This is a genomic window from Streptococcus sp. SV2 (genome assembly GCF_030440175.1).
Taxonomy (GTDB): Bacteria; Bacillota; Bacilli; order Lactobacillales; family Streptococcaceae; genus Streptococcus; species Streptococcus raffinosi.
In genome coordinates this window covers 18,722-33,727 of sequence record NZ_JAQFJQ010000005.1, presented here as the reverse complement: position 1 = coordinate 33,727, position 15,006 = coordinate 18,722, and the positions used below count along the sequence as shown (strand labels likewise).

The 15,006-nt window shown below is 38.5% G+C and carries 18 protein-coding genes and 1 other annotated feature; of the genes, 2 read left to right on the top strand and 16 right to left on the bottom strand.

What is annotated here, in order from left to right; all coding sequences use genetic code 11:
- Positions 1-16 precede the first annotated feature (16 nt).
- Positions 17-1,423, bottom strand: a complete 1,407-nt coding sequence (gene pepV / locus PCY14_RS04210; RefSeq protein ID WP_021145455.1) for a dipeptidase PepV — start codon at positions 1,421-1,423, stop codon at positions 17-19.
- A 239-nt stretch (positions 1,424-1,662) separates the two neighbouring features.
- On the opposite strand from pepV, the gene PCY14_RS04205 reads away from it, so the two are divergent.
- On the top strand, positions 1,663-1,848 hold the full coding sequence (locus PCY14_RS04205) for a 4-oxalocrotonate tautomerase (protein WP_002888803.1): 186 nt from the start codon (positions 1,663-1,665) through the stop codon (positions 1,846-1,848).
- Between the two features lie 77 nt (positions 1,849-1,925).
- Here the strand turns inward: PCY14_RS04205 and PCY14_RS04200 are convergent, their stop codons facing one another.
- The 6 genes from PCY14_RS04200 to PCY14_RS04175 form a co-directional block, all read right to left on the bottom strand.
- Positions 1,926-2,399, bottom strand: a complete 474-nt coding sequence (locus PCY14_RS04200) for a GNAT family N-acetyltransferase (protein ID WP_301363186.1) — start codon at positions 2,397-2,399, stop codon at positions 1,926-1,928.
- 43 nt (positions 2,400-2,442) lie between these two features.
- Positions 2,443-2,802 carry a 50S ribosomal protein L20 gene (gene rplT / locus PCY14_RS04195; RefSeq protein ID WP_008534524.1) on the bottom strand — a complete coding sequence of 120 codons (360 nt, stop codon included), beginning with the start codon at positions 2,800-2,802 and terminating at the stop codon, positions 2,443-2,445.
- 56 nt (positions 2,803-2,858) lie between these two features.
- Positions 2,859-3,059: a 50S ribosomal protein L35 gene (rpmI, locus tag PCY14_RS04190; RefSeq protein ID WP_002888810.1), complete on the bottom strand. Its 201-nt coding sequence runs from the start codon at positions 3,057-3,059 to the stop codon at positions 2,859-2,861.
- Between the two features lie 38 nt (positions 3,060-3,097).
- The gene (gene infC, locus PCY14_RS04185; protein ID WP_301363185.1) at positions 3,098-3,628 is read right to left on the bottom strand and encodes a translation initiation factor IF-3; all 531 of its coding nucleotides are present in this window, start codon (positions 3,626-3,628) and stop codon (positions 3,098-3,100) included.
- A gap of 13 nt (positions 3,629-3,641) precedes the next feature.
- Positions 3,642-3,765, bottom strand: a sequence feature (ribosomal protein L20 leader region).
- Between the two features lie 23 nt (positions 3,766-3,788).
- The gene (gene cmk, locus PCY14_RS04180) at positions 3,789-4,469 is read right to left on the bottom strand and encodes a (d)CMP kinase (RefSeq protein WP_002888812.1); all 681 of its coding nucleotides are present in this window, start codon (positions 4,467-4,469) and stop codon (positions 3,789-3,791) included.
- A gap of 20 nt (positions 4,470-4,489) precedes the next feature.
- Positions 4,490-5,146: an SAG1386/EF1546 family surface-associated protein gene (locus tag PCY14_RS04175; protein WP_293941899.1), complete on the bottom strand. Its 657-nt coding sequence runs from the start codon at positions 5,144-5,146 to the stop codon at positions 4,490-4,492.
- A 45-nt stretch (positions 5,147-5,191) separates the two neighbouring features.
- Here PCY14_RS04175 and PCY14_RS04170 point away from each other — a divergent pair, with 45 nt between their 5' ends.
- Positions 5,192-5,389, top strand: a complete 198-nt coding sequence (locus PCY14_RS04170; protein WP_301363184.1) for a ferredoxin — start codon at positions 5,192-5,194, stop codon at positions 5,387-5,389.
- Here the strand turns inward: PCY14_RS04170 and PCY14_RS04165 are convergent.
- From PCY14_RS04165 to ftsE, 9 genes are all read right to left on the bottom strand, one after another.
- The gene (locus PCY14_RS04165; protein WP_002888814.1) at positions 5,364-5,873 is read right to left on the bottom strand and encodes an EbsA family protein; all 510 of its coding nucleotides are present in this window, start codon (positions 5,871-5,873) and stop codon (positions 5,364-5,366) included. The two genes, PCY14_RS04170 and PCY14_RS04165, sit on opposite strands and share 26 nt — an antisense overlap.
- Positions 5,874-5,929: 56 nt before the next feature.
- Entirely contained in the window at positions 5,930-7,153 is a 1,224-nt protein-coding gene (gene pepT / locus PCY14_RS04160) for a peptidase T (RefSeq protein ID WP_301363183.1), read from the bottom strand.
- 79 nt (positions 7,154-7,232) lie between these two features.
- Positions 7,233-9,422, bottom strand: a complete 2,190-nt coding sequence (locus tag PCY14_RS04155) for a GBS Bsp-like repeat-containing protein (RefSeq protein WP_301363182.1) — start codon at positions 9,420-9,422, stop codon at positions 7,233-7,235.
- Positions 9,423-9,596: 174 nt separating this feature from the next.
- A complete protein-coding gene (gene lepB / locus PCY14_RS04150) occupies positions 9,597-10,154 on the bottom strand; it encodes a signal peptidase I (RefSeq protein ID WP_008534513.1) in 558 nt (185 codons plus the stop codon).
- Positions 10,155-10,274: 120 nt separating this feature from the next.
- A complete protein-coding gene (locus tag PCY14_RS04145) occupies positions 10,275-11,504 on the bottom strand; it encodes a tetratricopeptide repeat protein (protein WP_021145469.1) in 1,230 nt (409 codons plus the stop codon).
- Entirely contained in the window at positions 11,494-12,672 is a 1,179-nt protein-coding gene (locus PCY14_RS04140; RefSeq protein ID WP_293919024.1) for an AI-2E family transporter, read from the bottom strand. Before PCY14_RS04140 ends, PCY14_RS04145 begins: the two co-directional genes overlap by 11 nt.
- Before the next feature lie 9 nt (positions 12,673-12,681).
- Positions 12,682-13,164: an 8-oxo-dGTP diphosphatase gene (locus PCY14_RS04135; protein ID WP_008534510.1), complete on the bottom strand. Its 483-nt coding sequence runs from the start codon at positions 13,162-13,164 to the stop codon at positions 12,682-12,684.
- A gap of 155 nt (positions 13,165-13,319) precedes the next feature.
- A complete protein-coding gene (ftsX, locus tag PCY14_RS04130; protein ID WP_021151940.1) occupies positions 13,320-14,249 on the bottom strand; it encodes a permease-like cell division protein FtsX in 930 nt (309 codons plus the stop codon).
- Positions 14,242-14,934, bottom strand: a complete 693-nt coding sequence (gene ftsE, locus PCY14_RS04125) for a cell division ATP-binding protein FtsE (protein WP_008534508.1) — start codon at positions 14,932-14,934, stop codon at positions 14,242-14,244. Before ftsE ends, ftsX begins: the two co-directional genes overlap by 8 nt.
- Positions 14,935-15,006 lie beyond the last annotated feature (72 nt).

Below are 15,006 nucleotides of genomic sequence, written 5' to 3'. Positions count from 1 at the left end.
AAACTGTCTCTCTTTTTTATTTGATTAACTCATAGATAGCTTCTGCATAAATGGCAGCTGCACGGTACAAGTCTTCGACCTCAGTAAATTCATTGGCTTGATGCATCGTGTTGACATAACCTGGGAACATAGCTCCATAGGCAACGCCACGTTTAAGAAGACGTCCAAAAGTTCCACCACCAATGATTTGTTCTTCACCTTTAAGTCCTGTGTGTTTCTCATAAACCGAAAGAAGTGTTTGAACCATAGGGTCACTCACAGGTACATAGTGAGGAATATGTCCGTGTTCTGAAAGGGTGACCTCCTTAGGACCTTCAAGTTTTTCAAGGCCGGCCTTAATACCATCTACATCAACACCTTGAGGGTAGCGGAAATTCAAAGCGATTGTATTATCTTCTGATTCCTTATTGAAATGAAACACCCCAGCATTCATGGTCAATTCACCCATCTTAGGATCTGTGTAAGCAAGACCCACTTTTTCACCAAAGAAATCTTTATGCAATGTTTCAGCAATGACGTTCAAATAAGCTTCAGCATTCCCTTGGAAATCAAATTGGCTGAGGAAGAGAGCTAGATAGGTTGCACCATTAATACCTTTTTGAGGCATCATACCGTGAACTGATTTCCCATGAATAGTTACATGGAAGGCCCCAGCTTCTTCAGTCACCTGACCAGTTACTCCCTGATCAGCCGCAAAATTAGCTAACTTAGCCTCAAGTTCTTGCAAAGTGATAGGTCCAGTAAAAACAGCACTTGCAGATTCAGGGACCATATTTTCACGTAAGCCACCATTGAAGCTTACAAGACTAAATGCACCATCGTTTTGACCTTCAAAATGAAGATAGGCAGTGATATTTCCTTTTTCTCCATTAATAATTGGAAATTCAGCATCAGGAGAAAAACCAAAATCAGGATCTTTCAATCCATTATGCGCAAAATAATAAGCCATATCATCCCAACCAGATTCTTCATCTGTACCAACGATGAAACGAACACGCTTAGATACTGGAAGATTCAGCTCTTTAATAATTTTCAAAGCATAATAACAAGCCATTGTTGGACCCTTATCATCTGATGAGCCACGAGCATAAAGTTTACCATCTTTGATTACAGGTTCATAAGGGGCTGTATCCCAACCACTCCCAGCTGGAACCACATCCAAGTGTGCAAAGATACCCAAAACTTCATCGCCATGACCAAATTCAAAGTCACCAGCATAATTATCAATATTACGCGTCTTATAGCCGTCACGTTTAGCTAAAGCAAGAAAATGTTCCAAAGCTTTTACTGGCCCAGGGCCAAATGGGTGCTGTTCATCAACCTTACTGTCATCACGTTCTGAATTAATGCGTAACAAACCAAAAAGGTCCTCCATTAAATCATCTTTACGTTTATCAACTTCGGCACGAAAATCTATTGTCATAATTTACTCCTTACTGTCTCTAATTAGCACTATTTTACCATTTTTAGAAAGAGTTTTCATCCCCAGAGAATAGATCACATTAAAAAAGTAAACTATTATCTAACATCACAAGTCCCTACCAATTTCGAAAACGTTATAGTCTAACCTTGCGATAATATCATTTCAAGAATTTCCAAAAACTTTAGAATATTCTCTTAATTAATGCTATAATAGGACTATCAAAACTAAGGAGATGCATTATGCCATTTGTAAAAATTGATCTCTTTGAAGGTCGTACTCAAGAACAAAAAGTCGAGCTTGCTCGTGAAGTTACCGAAGTTGTATCACGTATCGCAAAAGCTCCTAAAGAAGCTATTCACGTTTTCATTAACGATATGCCTGAAGGAACTTACTACCCACACGGTGAAATGAAAAAGAAAAATTAATCATCATTAGCAGTCACTTCTGTGGCTGCTTTTATTCTTAAAAACTGGAGAGGAACTCCAGCTTTATTATCATAGGGCTATTTTAGGATAGTTTCCATCTCTGTATATCTCGGTTTCATACCTAAACGATCATAAAAACGTAGAGCCCCATCATTATCATTCCATACGTGAAGTGTTACGTTATAACACCCTAGCTCCTTAGCATATTCCAAAGCGAATTGATAAAGTTTTTCACCTAATTTTTTTCCTCGAGCTTCCTTATCCACACAAAGATCGTCAATAAAAAGCGTCTTATGAGGCTTCTTGGGCCCATCATTTTCAGAAATATCTTGAATTATCAAAAAAATATGTCCCAGGATACAACCATTCTCATCTTCGTAAACAAAAATAGGCTTAGTTGAATCATTAATGACTGCTTCTAACTCTGCATTAGTAAATTTACTACCTTCTGACTTAAAAATATCAGGACGCACTTGATGATGAACAATAAGAATCTGCTTCAAGAGTTCCTGTACTCTCGGAATGTCCTCAGTTTTTGCTAAACGAATCATAATTACCTCCATAAAAAAAGATGGGACAAGCCCATCTTAATTCTTATTTACCAAGTTTTGCTTTAGCAGCTTCTGCAAGAGCTGTGAAAGCTGCTGCATCGTTAACTGCCAAATCAGCAAGCATTTTACGGTTAACTTCGATTTCAGCCAATTTCAAACCATGCATCAATTGTGAGTATGAAAGTCCGTTCAAACGAGCTGCCGCATTGATACGAGTGATCCAAAGTTTACGAAAATCACGTTTCTTTTGACGACGGTCACGGTATGCATAGTAGTAAGAGTTCATTACTTGTTCTTTTGCAGTACGGAACAAGATGTGTTTTGCACCATAGTAACCTTTAGCAAGTTTCAATACACGTTTACGACGTTTGCGTGATACAACGCCACCTTTAACACGAGCCATTTATATATTCCTCCGAATTAGTTCTAGTTTAGTTAAATTGTAATGCTTGTAGCGAATTAACGCATTTGAGAAAGCATTGATTTGATACGTTTAAAGTCACCTGAATGTACCAATGATGCTTTACGAAGGTGACGACGTTGTTTTTTAGTTTTACCGTGGAAACGGTGAGATGTGAAAGCACGGAAGCGTTTCAATCCACCTGAACCTGTACGTTTGAAACGTTTAGCTGATGCGCGGTGTGTTTTTTGTTTTGGCATTTTAAAATTCTCCTCTTAAAATAGTGTTAATTTGACAATTATTTTTTGTCAGGAATTGGTGCAAGTTGCATGAACATTTGTCGTCCATCCATCTTAGCTCTTTGCTCAATAATCGAAATATCTTGCGTTTTTTCAGCAAATTCCGCCAAGACCTTAGCTCCGATTTCTTTGTGAGTAATCATACGTCCTTTGAAACGGATAGAAACTTTAACCTTATTTCCTTTTTCAAGGAATTTACGACCATTACGAAGTTTTGTTTCGAAGTCCCCTTTATCAATAACTGGGCTCAAACGAACTTCCTTAACGGTAACAACGCTTTGTTTCTTACGTTGTTCTTTTTGTTTCTTTTGATACTCAAATTTGAACTTACCGTAGTCCATAATCTTCGCAACAGGTGGCGTAGCTTGTGGTTGGATAAGAACCAAGTCAACATTTGCATCATCTGCAACAGCTTGCGCTTCTGACAATGGTTTAATTCCCAATTGTTCACCATCAAGACCAACAAGACGAACTTCACGGACGCGAATTTCATCATTAATGAATAGATCTTTCTTAGCTATGATCTTCACCTCTTTATTTTTTTAGAGAAAAACAAAGCGGACTTGATAAACAAGCCCGCACACATTATATCCCATAATTGGATTTGACATGTTGGGCCAGACAACCTAGGTCGCAAGGCGAGAAGTTCTCACTTCTGCTTTTCTCATTGTTACTAGTATAACAATTGATTTATCCCTTGTCAATAATTTTCTTCGCTTTTTCTTGAATAAATTCCACAACGCCATCAATTGACACTCCTGTGGTATCAAAAGTAATAGCATCTTCAGCCGGTTTCAAAGGTGAAACCTTACGGTGGCTATCTTTATAGTCACGTTCAGCAATTTCTTTCTTAAGTGTCTCAAGATCAGCCGGAATACCTTTTTCGATATTTTCCTTATAACGACGTTCTGCACGTTCATCGACAGAAGCAATCAAGAAAATCTTAAGTTCAGCATCTGGTAGGACAACTGTACCAATATCTCGGCCATCCATGATAATGGCCCCTTCCTCAGCAATGCGTTGTTGCTGAGAAACAAGCTCTTTACGCACTTCAGGAATGGCGGCAACCCAAGAAACATTGTTAGTCACTTGGTTATCACGAATAGGATGAGTAACATCAACATCGCCAACATAAACTTGCTGGCTACCATCTGCTGCTTTCCCAAATGAAACGGGATGTTGAGAGAGTTGCTCTAAAATTTCTGGCACATTATCTTCAGTCAAACCATTTTGCAACGCTAGATAGGTTGCAGAACGGTACATAGCTCCTGTGTCGAGATAAGTATAGCCAAGATTTTTTGCAATAATCTTGGCTACAGTACTTTTTCCACTAGACGCAGGACCATCAATTGCAATTCTAATATCTTTCATGATGTTCCTTTGCTATTAAATTATTGAACGTTAACGACATCTCCTGGGTTAGCATACCAGTAACCACTTGTCATGTGATCTGGGTTAAGGCGTTCCAACTCACTTACAGAAATACCTGCACGTGCTGCAATAGAACCAGCACCTTCTCCAGATTGGACAACGATAGAAGATCCATCAGCTGCTGCTGCAGAACTTGATGCCGTTGTTTCAGTTGCATCAGCATCTTCTTCTTTTGAAGCATGTTTTGAAGAGCTTGACGATTTAGTTGCTGAGGATTTCTCTTTTGAAGATTTTTCTTTAGTAGATTTCTCAGTTTCTTCGTCCTTGCTTGAAGCCTTTTCACTTGATGATGATTTGACTACTTTGCTTGTTGATGAAGAATAGAAACCAGAAGATTCCTTAGACTCAGCTGTTTTGTTTCCTCCAACATTTGATGTGTAGAAAACAAAGAACAAAATACAAACAACAATGATGAAGAAAAGTCCTAACAGAACTGTCAAGAATGACGAATTGATGAAGCCACCCTTGTCACGCTTTTCATCTGACGAATCATTGTCATCATCTTCTTCATAGTCATCGTAGTCTTCATACTCATCTTCATCATCTAGAAAATCAGCATCAACAACATCTTCCAATTCTTCGTCAGAAACTTTTTCTTCCCATGGTTTTTTACTCATGTTATTCTCCTTGTAAAAACAATAAATCTATTTTAAAATAATACTATGAAAGTATCATTAATTCCAGAAAAATGTATCGCCTGTGGTTTATGCCAAACCTACTCTCCTGTCTTTGATTATGACGACGAAGGTATAGTTAGGTTTAGAGATAGCGACCAACTTAGCCTAATCATTGAAGATAGCCCCGAGACCTTGACAGCTGTCAAGTCTTGTCCGACTAAAGCCCTTTCTTGCGAAGTTTAAGCTTGAGGGCTTTTTTTGATTCCTCATAGAAGGCAAAATAATCAAAGTTGGTCATATGATCCATCAGCTCTACTTCACCCTTAAAATCGGGATGAAGGGCAAGAGCATCTAAGAAATACTTCTTAGGCCACTTTCTCATGTAAAACTGACGTTTCTTTCCATTCTTGAAAATAAAACTTAGGCCTGTCTTAACCACTTCGATTTTTTCAATATCACTAATCTTAACCTTACGTGGCTTAAAGATATTGAAAGAAACAATACCAAGATTTCCTTTATCATCGATAATGAAGTAACGATGAAATCCTAAGCCAAACAGGGCAACAAAAATAGTGAATAGCATCAGAATATGATAAGGCACCGAGTACAACTCGAAGAGAAGGGCCGCAGCAATAAAGATAGGTGTAATAGCTAATGACCAATAAATGATTAGCCAAGACAATTCCGGTTGCCAATGGTAACGATACTTGCCGAAAATTTTTATCATCTCAGCACCTCCATTACTTTTAATTCTACCATAAAATTAGTATTTAGCAAGCTCAATTAAGGTTTACTGACAATTCCAAGAATAACATCTACGGCTTTTTCCATTGTCTGCAAGGAAACGTACTCATAACGGCCATGCATATTTTCACCACCTGCAAAGAGATTTGGTGTCGGAATGCCCATGAATGAAATTTTTGAACCATCAGTTCCACCACGAATTGGTTCAATAACTGGTGTAATGTCAAGCTCTTCCATAACTTCCTTGGCCAACTCGACAGGTGTCATGTCTTTTTCAATCACTTGACGCATATTATAGTATTGATCTTTGAGTAGCAACTCAACACGCTTTTGACCATATGCCTGATTCATCTTATCGGCAATTTCTTGGAAGCTTGTTTTACGATTTTCAAAGGACTTGGTTTCAAAATCACGAATAATATAAGAAGATTTCGCTTCTTCAACAGTACCAGTCATGGTTTGAAGATGGTTAAAACCTTGATAGCCATCAGTCAACTCAGGACGGTCCTCTACTGGCAACTGATTATGAAAATCAATCGCTAACTGCAAAGCATTGACCATCTGACCTTTTGCTGTCCCAGGATGAACATTACGACCATGGAAAATCAGCTCTGCTCCTGCTGCCGAAAATGTCTCGTATTGCAATTCACCCAAGGGACCACCATCAACAGTATAGGCAAAATCAACATCAAAATCAGCAACATCAAATTTGTCTGCACCAATTCCGATTTCTTCATCAGGGCCAAAGCCTACACGAATCTCACAATGTTTGATTTCAGTATGAACATTCAAATAAGCCAAAGCTGTCATGATTTCAGCAATACCGGACTTATCATCAGCTCCTAACAGGGTTGTACCATCTGTCGTAATAAGTGTCTGACCGACATAATTCTTGAGATTTGGAAAATCAGCTGGATCTAGGTTATAACCTGAAGTCCCAAGAGAAATGATACCACCATCATAGGAATCAATGACCTGTGGTGACACTCCTTCTGCATTAAAATCGGCAGTATCCATATGTGAGATGAAACCAATCTTACGTGTTAGTTGAGCATCGTTAGCTGGGAGGGTTGCTACTAGGTAGCCATTACTTTCCAAATAATGGATGTTACTTAAACCTAGTTCTTCTAATTCTGGTTTTAAAACCTTCAAGGCAAAATCCACCTGGCTTTGTGTTGTTGGCGTTCTTGTCGCATTTTCATCACTACGCGTATTGATTTTGACGTAACGTAAAAAACGCTCTAAGAGTAAATCGTAGGCCATAAGCACTCCTTTTGTTGTATTTAGTATTTACCTCAATTATAGCATAAAAACCCATCATAATGATGGGTTAACATATAACTTAAACTTTAGATTCTTTTTCGAAGTAAGACTTAATCCCTGCCACAATTGCGTTAGCTAAAGTCTCCTGATAAGCAGAGGTATTCAAACGGGCTGCTTCTTGAGGATTTGACAAGAAACCTAATTCAAGAAGGACTGCTGGAGCTGTCGTCTCACGCAAGACCGCAAAGGTTTGACGCTTCACGCCCTGATTCTGTGCTCCAGTCGCATTAATCAGGCTAGACTGGATGGCATTGGCTAAGGTATCACTCATGCTCAAACGAGTCGGATTAGCATGATAAGCCGCATTAATACGTGAAGGATATTCCGCATAAGGTTGGTAATAATAAGTCTCGATACCTTGCACATCAGAGCTTCCTGCAGCATTGATGTGGATACTTACAAAGATATCTGACTCAGAGGCATTGGCTGCACGTGAACGGTCAGTCAAGTCCACGAAGCTATCGTTAGTGCGTGTGGTCACAACTTGATAGCCTTCTGCTTCTAGTTTAGCTTTCACCCGACTTTGGATAGCCAAGGTCAAACTCTTTTCAGAAATGCCAAAATAAGAAGCCCCTGGATCATAGCCACCATGGCCCGCATCTAGATAAACAATCTTATTAAAGACATCATAGTTTCCTCGAGAGGCTGAGCCGATTTTCTTAGGAGCTACCACGTCAACAGAAGTTGCACCAAAACCAACATTCTTACCCGATGCATCTGTCAAATATCCGTGAACGATGTACTTGCCTGAATTCCACTTGTGTTGGCTGGCAGAAACCGTCACCTTATAGGAACCATCCTCCTGTTTTGTAGCATTATGCCAAACAAGATCGTCTTGACCATTTTGGTCAGACCATACAGGGATAACGACACCTGTAATCCCACCTGGATTGGTGAGATTGGTGATAACAACATCAAAAGTGCCTCGATTTTTGTCGTTGTTGGCAATCGTTAAGGTTCCTTGAGTCTTGGTAATATCAAGGGTCACTTGTTTGCCACCAAGGCCAATGAATTTACCATCATTATCAACCAAGTAGACATGAGAGTTATAGAGACCGCTATCACCTTTATGGTTGCTTGAACGAACGGTTACCTTATAGTCTCCATTAGCTTGTTTAGCTGCCTTGTACCAGATGATATCATCTTGACCATTCTTTTCTGACCAGGTTGGAACTAGAACTTCTTTGAAGCCGTATGGTGCAACCAAATTTGAAATGACAAGATCATAGCTACCAGTAGCATTGTTCAAACCTGTAATGGCAAGCTCTGCTTTTGGATTATTTTGAATTTCTATCGGATTGTCACTGATGTTAATCGCAGTATTACTTTCTTCATCCCACTCGTAGAGCTTATATGCTTCAATCAAACGAATAAGCTTGCCTGCATACCCTGGATCTGTCGCATATCCAGCATTTTTTAGTTCCTGGGCAGCAGTCCTATAATCTGTTGCATTGATAACTTTTCTATAATTGTTTTTTCGCCACTCTGTACTGGTGAAAAATTTTGCATGATCTACAACACTGTCATTCCACGATGAATATTTTCTAAAGGCAGCGTTAATGGTAATATAACGACCGTTAAGATATTCCTGAGTTGGTACCACTACCGTATCACCACCCCAATCATCCGAATCCTTAATGCCAAAGAGATTATGATTAGGTGCTTGAGCAAGGCTTGAGTTGCCCCAACCACTTTCTAGGATTGCCTGGGCTGCCGTAATTGATGGGAGCACTCCTTCCTTGGCTCCATCCATAGCTCCCTGTTTAATAGCATTAAGAAAATGACTTTGGCTCTCACTGGTACTGTCAACACTATCTGGCCCTTGATAAGCACTCCTAGTCACGGAATTATTGGTCAAATTAGAAGCTACTATATAATCTGCTTTATCTTGAAATACTGTCTCCGTTGAGTTTTGGTCAACAGTGTTAAATGAAGCCTCAGCTGTCACTGTCGTATACGAATTTTCAAAAGTAACTTCTGAGGTTTGCTTTTCTCCTTTCGGTACAGTCTCAGAATTTGAAACAGTCGTTGAACTCGTCGTTTGCTCCTTTGATATTGGCTTAGTAGCATTAGCATTTGAAGGATTTTCCATTACTTCATCAGCTCCTGCTGTCACACCACATGTCCCTAAGAATAACATGGTTAACATAACGCCACATAATCCATAGGTTTTATTCTTCTTAAATCCTAAGACATTTTTTTCTTGCATATTCTTTTCCTTTTCTACTGATATATTTCCGTTAATTCACTTCAATTCTATTTAAGTTAAGTCTTAAATTAGCTGACGATAGCTCCCAGTATCAAAATGAATTACCAGTTATATATTCGCAAAAAAGCTAGAAACTTAACAAAAGTTCCTAGCTTTTTCAGTCATTAAAGAATATTAGTCAACATCAACAAAACCAAAATGTGACAGAGGGTACAATCGGAAAGAAATAACACCTTTAATTTGGTCTTTTTTAATAAGTCCGAACTTACGACTATCTTTTGTATTTCGACGATTATCGTTTAATACTAGGTATTGTCCCTTTTCAATCTTCGTTTGCTTGTTATCGGTCAACGTTGCAATTGAAAAATCATCTGTGAAAAAATTCCCAGGCGAAACAGTAGCCAAATAAGCTGATTTATCGTGGCTAATATAATTTTCTTCAATTGGCTTATCATTGACATAAAGAAAATCATCCATAGCTGTTACGCTCTTTCCTTCACCGGCAATAACACGTCCAATGTATTCCTTGCCATTAACGGTATAAAGGATAAAATCTTTTTTCTTCGGTTCAACGTTTTTATTGAAGGTAACATAATCACCTGCATGGATATAATTATTTGCCTGATTTTCAGTCACACGATGCGTTGAAAAAACAAAAGACCTCAGTAACAAGATCACTACGATGGCAAGAACTGCTATAATAATATTTCGAATTAAATCTCTCTTAACCATATCTACTCCTTATGGGTTCTAATAAAATCATAACATAAATAGACAAATAAAAAAAGAGGAAGTGAACAGACTTAACTATCACATCCTCTATTGAGTTTATGCTTTCAAGAGTTTCAAAGACTAATTGTCATCAAGAAATGTTTGCATATTAACATCATCTGGAACCAAGGAAAGATATTTTTCCGCCGTAACACGCGCTTGATCTCTGTAGCCAAATTCGCGCAAGATATAAGCGTAATCCTGTAAAAATTCAGGGTTATCAGACAAATCAGTAGATAGGTCTTGATAAATTTGAAAGGCTTTCTCTTCATCATCAAGTGCTTGATAAGCCTTGGCAATGTTCCAACGGGCCAAGACAGAATCAAATTCGTAATCGGCTAAAGCCACGAGATCATCGTAACGTTCTTCTTCCAAATAGAGAGTACTTAAACGTAAAACAATCTCGTCCTGATCCTCAGCTAGCGGCAAGGCTTGCTTCAAATAGGATTCAGCAGACTGAGTATCGTGCAATTCGTAGGATAACTGTGACGCTAACAAAAGTAATTGCACATTAAAGGTATTTTTAGAAATTCCTTGTTGTGCTATCCGTAAAGCTTCTTCGGTTTTATGTTCAGCATGTAACGATAAGGCGTAAATATACTCATACCCCTCAAAGTCTGCAGACATGGTTTCAATCTGTTTGAAGTAAAAATTAGCTTTTTGATACTCTTCCTGATCGTAAAGTAGTGTCGCTAATTCAAAGGCAATAGTATCATCGTATTCAATTTCAATAGCTTTTTCCAAAAATTCTCGAGCAGCTTCAAACTTACCAAGACTAGCATAAGCTTTACCAATACGTTCATAAGTAGAAACCCCCGTAGCTTCAAGAAGCTCACGGTTATCAAGTTTAGCATAATAATGAATAGCCTGCTCAAAGTTTCCAAGTTCAAACTCCATTTCAGCCAAACCGAAAATGATAATGGAGTCATCTGATAGTTGACTCGCCTCTAGCAACTTGTCACGGGCTACATCTGTTAACCCCTCCATTTGGTATAGATCTGCCTTCACAACTAAAGCAGACAAATAATCCTCGGAGTCCTCAGGAATAGCATCTAAAAAGAGAAAAGCCTTCTCAATATCACCATCTTCAGCAGCAATTTGAGCTAGATTAACATTGACCTCTGGAAAATCAAAACGAACTTTTTCATAAATTTCTTGAGCCTGTGGTAAAAAACCGATAGATTCAAGGTACTCAGCTAACTCTACGAGAACTTCAGCTGGATCTTCTTGCAGAGCTTTCTTAAAATATTTATCCGCATGATCTAAATCTTGGTTACCAATAGAGGCAACCATTTTCTCACTATTTAACATCTTCTTTTTGTCCTTCAATTTCTTTGTCATCATGGTAAAGATTACTTACTGACCGGTACCAATCAAAAATCTCTTTAACAACAACCTTGACGGAAGCATAGATTGGGATTCCTAATAATACGCCCCAGACGCCGTAAAGAGAACCTGCCGTCAGAAGAATAAACATAATAGTAATAGGGTGAATACTGAGTTTGTTACCCAAAACAAGTGGAGAAACAAAACGTCCTTCAATGGTTTGCTCAATGACAAAAATAATGAGAACCTTGATTAACATTGCGGGACCTTGTACCAACCCCATAATAACAACTGGTACCATGGCAAGAAAACTTCCAAGGTAGGGAACCATATTTAAGAAACCTGCCATAATACCAAAAGTCACCCCATATCGAAGACCCACAATTTTAAACATGATACAAAACATAATGGCCACGACGATAGCAACTGTAACTTGGCCTTGAACATAACCTTCTAACTGATTATTGATATCTGACAGCATTCGAACAGTCGTTTCACGAAAACGAGTGGGTAACACTGACACAAAGCCCTGCTTCATCTTTTGACTATCCCTTAGGAGATAAAAAAGAATGAAAGGAGCCAAAATAATAGCAACCGTAACCCTAGCCACAGTACTAGCAAAGGTTCCTACCCAAGTCAAAGCTGATGAAGAGAAATTTTCAGCATAGTTAACCATTCTCGCTGAGAAATCACTGAGCATAGCTTCTAAATCTCCACGGTAATTGGAAAGAAAAGGGAGATTTAGCCAGCGTTCAGCTTCACTATTAGCTCGGGCAATATAAGACGGTGTATTTCTAATCAAAATCAAAATCTGATTTTGCAAACTAGGAATAGCTGTTGAGATTCCCAAAACTAAGAGTAAGGCGAGAATAGCATAGATGACCAAGATAGAAATCGTTCTACTTAAACCAGTTTTTTCTACTAAGAGAACCAAAGGCTTTATCAAATAGTAAAGGAGCGTAGAAATAACCAGAGGCAACATGATGATTGTCAAAAAATCAATGACTGGTGAGAAAATAGGACTAATTTTGGTAAAAATCAAAACCGTCAAACCAATCAACAGTAATATTAAAAAGGCCACTACAGCCTGATTATTCAAAACCCATTTAAAAAACCAAGTTTCTGAAAAATTTTCTGTCTTTTTTCGCTTCATAGTTTCTCCCTATTTATCATAAAAGGTCACAGTCTTGTCTACCAAGTTCTGGTTGGAATCATAAACAAACTTAGCAGAGAAGAAAGGTTTGTCTTCAAGAATCCACTTAAAGATCTCATAGTCACCTTCCCAAGTTGGCTTAGACAAAACCTTATCATAAGGTACCCATTCAAGCGTTCCTTCACGAGACTCCTCATCTGAGATGAGTTCTCCTTCAAAACCAGTCACCTTAAAGACATAGGTGTACCAATCATGACCAGGGGTAAATTCTGGGAAGGTAATCATACCTTTAAAATCCATCTCTGTCACTGTAAAATGTGTTTCCTCGAGAATTTCACGACGAGCACATTCATCTGGTGTCTCTCCAGCTTCTAGTTTTCCCCCAACAGAAATCCACTTTCCTTCATGAACATCATTAGGCTTTTTATTACGATGTAGGAGCAAAAGCTCTTTTCCATTATCAATATAACAAATGGTAGCTAACTTTGTCATAATGCATCTCTTTTCCAATGTTTTTTAAATATTATACCAAATCTGAGATTGGATTTGGTCTTTGAGCCATGATTTTGAGATAAAGCAAAAATTTAGGTGTCATGAAGCATTCTGGATCGAAAAAAGAGAACCAGAACGGTTCTCCTTTAATTGCATTAATATTTCAAATAACGGCGCATTGCCATACGAGACCCAACTGAACCGATAATAATACCGACTGCAAAGAGGGTTCCGATAACAGCGTAGACAAACCATTCTGGATCATACATAGAGACACCACCCTTAACAAAATCAGGATTTAAGGTTGAATAAACCATGTGGTACAAAAGATAGATGAGGCCAGAAGGAATGATGGCGCCTAATGCACCAATCCAAGCACCTTCCATCAAGTAAGGACGGCGAATATAGGAATTCTTAGCACCGACCAAACGCATGATGTGAATTTCAGTCGCACGTGACATGATGGTGATACGAATGGTATTAGAAATCAAGAGTACAGCCACAACAGTTAAGAGAGCTGTCGCAATAATTCCCCACAATTGAACACGTTTCATGGTAGACATCAGAATTTCACTATCTGAGCCACCAAAGTTAGAATTATCAACCCCCTGAATAGCCTTAGCTTCCTTAGCAACACGACTCACATCATCTGGTGTTTTAGTTTGAATAATGTACACATCTGATAGAGGGTTTCCATCTCCAGTAGCTGTTTCGAAACTTGACCCCATTGTTTTGATGAGTTCTTTCTTTTGTTCTTCTTTACTAGAGAAAGTAACCTTATCGACACCCTTTATCTTGGTCAATGCATCATAAACTTTATGGTAGTCTTTATTGGCAACAATTTGACCAGATATCTCTTTAACAGTTTTTGAAGCATCCGTCGAATCAGGCTGCAAGTACACATTGACCTGAATATTTTTTTCAATATCAGAAGCCAATTTTTGAGTGTTAAGAATAACAGAACCAAAAACACCTAAAAGTGACAGCACAATCATTACTGAGAATACCGCCGTAAGAGTAGACAATAGATTACGTTTGAGGTTCTTAATAGATTCTCCTAAATGGCGGAAAAAGCGTCTAATCATGGTAACCGTACTCTCCTTCCTCTTCATCACGAACAATACGTCCCTCTTCAATCGCTATGACACGATGACGAAGGTTATTAACGATAGTTGAGTTATGGGTTGCCATTAAAATGGTCGTTCCCTGCAGATTAATACGTTCAAGAACTTGCATAATTTCCCAAGAAATCTCAGGGTCCAAGTTCCCTGTTGGTTCGTCCGCAATCAAAACTTTTGGATTATTTACGATAGCACGCGCAATAGCGACACGTTGTTGCTCACCACCAGATAATTGGTTAGGGAAAGAACGCATCTTGTGCTTAAGTCCAACCAATTCGAGAACCTCTGCGACACGTTTTTTTATGTGACGAGGGCGCTCACCGATGACCTCCATCGCATAAGCAACATTTTCAAAAGCTGTTTTCTTTGGAAGAAGTTTATAATCCTGGAAAACAACCCCGATAGAACGTCGCAAGAGTGGAACATCTTTTTTACGAAGATGGGTTAAATCAAACTCCCCTACCTTCATAGAACCACTCGTTAATTTTTCTTCTTGGTAAAACAAGCGAATTAAACTTGATTTACCGGCACCAGAAGGTCCAACTAAGTAAACAAATTCCCCTGAATTAACAGACAAATCAATGTGTCTTAGGGCAGTTGTCGACTTATCATACTTCTTAGTAACATCTTTTAATTCAATAAGAGCCATAATGTCAGTATTCAACTACTAAAATAGCTGAATGTCTTCCTTTCATTGAGATAAAGTATCTAAATACTTAAA